The organism is Streptomyces atriruber (genome assembly GCF_001418325.1).
Classification (GTDB): domain Bacteria; phylum Actinomycetota; class Actinomycetes; order Streptomycetales; family Streptomycetaceae; genus Streptomyces; species Streptomyces atriruber.
In genome coordinates, this window is record NZ_LIPN01000557.1 from 1 (window position 1) to 3823 (window position 3823).

Annotated in this window: 4 protein-coding genes; 3 read left to right on the forward strand and 1 reads right to left on the reverse strand. The window is 71.2% G+C overall.

Features of this window, described 5'->3' with window-relative positions; genetic code table 11:
• Nucleotides 1–463, forward strand: a 463-nt coding sequence (locus AOK03_RS38340) for a hypothetical protein (protein WP_244177925.1), incomplete at its 5' end; no start/stop codon positions are given.
• Between the two features lie 73 nt (nucleotides 464–536).
• Nucleotides 537–920: a VOC family protein gene (locus AOK03_RS38345; RefSeq protein WP_055569980.1), complete on the forward strand. Its 384-nt coding sequence runs from the start codon at nucleotides 537–539 to the stop codon at nucleotides 918–920.
• Between the two features lie 39 nt (nucleotides 921–959).
• Here AOK03_RS38345 and AOK03_RS38350 read toward each other — a convergent pair whose 3' ends face one another.
• Nucleotides 960–2561 carry a FadD3 family acyl-CoA ligase gene (locus AOK03_RS38350; RefSeq protein ID WP_055569981.1) on the reverse strand — a complete coding sequence of 534 codons (1602 nt, stop codon included), beginning with the start codon at nucleotides 2559–2561 and terminating at the stop codon, nucleotides 960–962.
• A gap of 102 nt (nucleotides 2562–2663) precedes the next feature.
• Between AOK03_RS38350 and AOK03_RS38355 the strand changes: the two genes are divergently transcribed.
• Nucleotides 2664–3815, forward strand: a complete 1152-nt coding sequence (locus AOK03_RS38355; protein WP_055569982.1) for a lipid-transfer protein — start codon at nucleotides 2664–2666, stop codon at nucleotides 3813–3815.
• Nucleotides 3816–3823: the final 8 nt, after the last annotated feature.

Here is a 3823-nt window from a genome sequence, read left to right on the forward strand (position 1 = left end):
CGCATCCCCTCCCCCGTCCCCCGGCGCCTCCCCCTACGTGGAGCCCGGAGTCGTCGACGGCGCACCCCACAACAGGGAGAACAACGCCTACCGCCGCCCGGGCGAGATGTCCGAGTCCGGCCGGACGGACGCGAACACCGAGGTCGCCCGCATGAAGCCGGTCCTGAAGCGGCTGTGGCAGGCGAAGAAGTGGGACCCGGAGCGCGTGCGCGCCGAACTCACCGACAAGCTCGGGTACAAGGGCGAGGGCGAGGGCGAGGGCGAGGGCGAGCTGAGGGTCCAGGAGATGTACTCGGACTATGGGGACGACAACGAGTACGTCACGCCCGAAGGGGCGATGATCGGGCTCTCCGTCGGGAAGGACTCCTGCGTGACCGCCTACGTCGACCAGTCCGGCTACGGAGCCGAGGCGAACGGCCGCTTCCCGGAGACCGGCTGCATCAGACCGCCCACCGGACACTGAGCCGCCCCGACCACCCCACGCGCAGGCGAATCTCCGTGGACAACCACGCCTCGCGCAGCGAATAGTGCCGCCCATGACTTCTCTCGTGCGCCACCTCACGTTCGACGCCCACGACGCCTACCGCCAGGGCACCTTCTGGGCCGAGGTCCTCGGCGGCAAGGTCGCCGACGACGACTTCCCCGGCGACCCGGAGGCCCTGGTGACGGCCGACGGCATCGCCCTGCTCTTCGTGACCGTGGCGGACACCAAGGCCGTCAAGAACCGGCTGCACATCGACCTCCAGCCGCAGGACCGCACCCGCGACGAGGAGGTCGAGCGGCTGCTCGGGATCGGCGCGAAGCTGTACGAGGACCACCGGCGGCCGAACGGCCGGGGCTGGGTCACCCTCACCGACCTGGAGGGCAACGAGTTCTGCGTGGAGCTCAGCGAAGCCGAGCGGACCGCTCTGACCCGGTGACCCTGCAGCCGTGAGCCCGGCAGGGGCGGCCGACCACGGCTAACCACGGCCCCGCAGCTCCCCCTTGACCACTTTCCCGCTCGCGTTCCGCGGCAGCTCCGCCACGAACTCGACGCTCCTCGGCACCTTGTAGTTCGCCATCTCCCGCCGCGCCCACGCGATCAGGTCGTCCGCCGTGACCACGGCCCCGCGGCGGCGCACCACGTACGCCCTGCCGACCTCGCCGAGCCGTGGATCGGGCACACCGATCACCGCGACGTCGGCCACGTCGGGGTGCACGCCGAGGAGCTGCTCTATCTCGGCGGGGTAGGCGTTGAAGCCGCCGACGATGAACATGTCCTTGATGCGGTCCGTGATGCGGAGGTTGCCCGCCGGGTCGAGGACGCCGACGTCACCCGTGCGCAGCCAGCCGTCGGGGGTCACGCACCGCTTCGTCTCCGCCGGATCCTCGAAGTACCCCTGCATGACGTGATGGCCGCGGACGAGCACCTCGCCGGGATGGCCCGGCGGGAGCGGCTCACCGGCGGGGGTCACCACCCGCACCTCCGTGTCGGGGATGGCCCGGCCCGACGTCGCCGCGATCACGTCGGCCGGATCGCCGCGACGGCACATCGTGACGATGCCGCTTGCCTCCGAAAGGCCGTACGCCGTCAGGACGGTGGCGATGCGCAGCTCCGCCCGCAGCCGCTCCACCAGCTGCAGCGGCACCACCGCGGCGCCTGTCACCACGAGGCGCAGCGCGGAGAGGTCGTACTGGTCGCGGGAGGGGTGGTCGAGGAGCGACTGGTGCAGGGTGGGCGGGCCGGGCAGGACCGAGATGCGTTCCGAGGCGACGTTGGCGAGGACCGTGTCCACGTTGAAGACGGGCTGCGGGACCATCGTCGCGCCCCGCATCAGGCACGCGATGATCCCGGCCTTGTAGCCGAAGGTGTGGAAGAACGGGTTCACGATCAGATAGCGGTCGCCCTCGCGCAGCCCGGCCAGGTCGGACCAGATGTCGTAGCAGCGCAGGGTCTGGGCGTGGGTGATGACGGCGCCCTTGGGACGGCCCGTCGTGCCCGAGGTGAAGATGATGTCCGAGGGCGCGGAGCCGTCGACCGCGGCCGCGCGCGTGCGGACGACGGCCGGGTCCACCGTGTCGCCGCTCGCCAGGAAGTCCTTCCAGGTGCGGAAGTCCTGCGGGGCGTCGTCGGCGAGCACGACCACCTGGTCCAGGTGTGGCAGGCCGGGCAGCGGCCCGTCCCCCGGCCCCTCGGCCGCGGCGCGGCGCAGCGAGGCGACGTACGACGTGCCGAGGAACGTGCCCGTGATGAAGAGGATCCTGGCGCGGCTGCGGGCCAGGACGTACGCCGCTTCCGTGCCCTTGAAACGGGTGTTGAGGGGGACGAGGACCGCTCCGGCGCTCACGGCGCCGAGGGCGGAGACGATCCAGTCGAGGGTGTTCGGCGCCCAGACGGCGACGCGGTCGCCGGGCTCGACGCCGTTGGCCACACAGGCGGCCGCGGCGCGCTCCACGCGCTCGCCCAGTTCCGCATACGTGACGCGGGTGCGGCCCTCGACGACCGCCTCCCGCGAGCCGTACCGCCCGGCGGCCGCCCGCACCAGTCCCGGGATGCTGCCCCACTCCAGGTCGCCGCGCATCGCAAGCCCTTCCCACTAGCTGACTATCCGTCAGATTAGCTGTAGCCTGACGCGCTGTCAGCAGTGGTGACACGCTCGCGACAGGCGGAGGTGCCGTTGCCCATGGCTTCACTCAAGGACGCTACAGCGATAGTCGGGATCGGCCAGACCCCGTTCGCCAAACAACTCCCCAAGAGCGAGAAGGAGTTGGCGTGCAGGGCGATCGTCGCCGCGCTCGACGACGCCGGTATCGCGCCGTCCGAGGTCGACGCCTTCGCCTCGTACACGATGGAGGAGACCGACGAGGTCGAGGTCGCCAAGGCCGTCGGCGCGGGCGACGTGACCTTCTTCAGCAAGGTCGGCTACGGCGGCGGCGGTTCCTGCGCCACCGTCGCGCATCTCGCCTCGGCCATCGCGACCGGCCAGGCGAGCGTCGGCGTCGCCTGGCGCTCCCGCAAACGCGGCAGCGGCCCGCGCCCCTGGAAGAACACCACGGTCCAACTCCCCACGCCCGCCCAGTGGACGCGCCCCTTCGGACTGCTTCGCCCCGCCGACGAGATCGCGATGCTCGCGCGCCGCTACATGCACGAGTACGGCACGACCCGCGACCATCTCTTCAACGTCGCCCTCGCCTGCCGCAACCGCGCCAACCAGAACCCGGCCGCGATGATGTACGAGCGCCCGCTGACCCGCGACATGTATATGACGTCGCGCTGGATCAGCGAACCGCTCTGCCTCTTCGACAACTGCCTGGAGACGGACGGCGCGCTGGCGTGCGTGATCGTCTCCGCCGAGCGGGCACGCGACTGCAGGCAGAAGCCCGTGTACGTCCACTCCGTCGCGCAGGGCCTGCCCTCCCAGCACCACGGCATGGTCAACTACTGGAACGACGACCCGCTCTCGGGCCCGGCCTGGACGGCGGCCCGACACCTGTGGAAGCAGGCGGACTTCGGCCCGCAGGACGTGGACGTCGCCCAGATCTACGACGCGTTCACCCCGCTCATCCCGCTCTCCCTGGAGGGCTACGGCTTCTGCGGCCGCGGCGAGGGCGGCGCGTTCACGGAGGGCGGCGCGCTGGAGAGCGGCGGCCGCCTCCCCGTCAACACGGGCGGCGGCGGCCTCAGCGAGGCGTACGTCCACGGCTTCAACCTCATCAACGAGGGCGTGAAGCAGCTACGGGGCACGTCCACGGCACAGGTTCCGGATGCGTCCACGTGCCTGGTCACAGCAGGAGAGGGAGTCCCGACATCGGCGTTGCTGCTGCGCGCCCCTTAAGGGGCGCG

Coding starts and splice junctions, on each gene's coding strand:
- AOK03_RS38345 (WP_055569980.1), top strand. CDS start 537: ATGACTTCTCTCGTGCGCCACCTCACGTTCGACGCCCACGACGCCTAC.
- AOK03_RS38350 (WP_055569981.1), bottom strand. CDS start 2,561: ATGCGCGGCGACCTGGAGTGGGGCAGCATCCCGGGACTGGTGCGGGCG.
- AOK03_RS38355 (WP_055569982.1), top strand. CDS start 2,664: ATGGCTTCACTCAAGGACGCTACAGCGATAGTCGGGATCGGCCAGACC.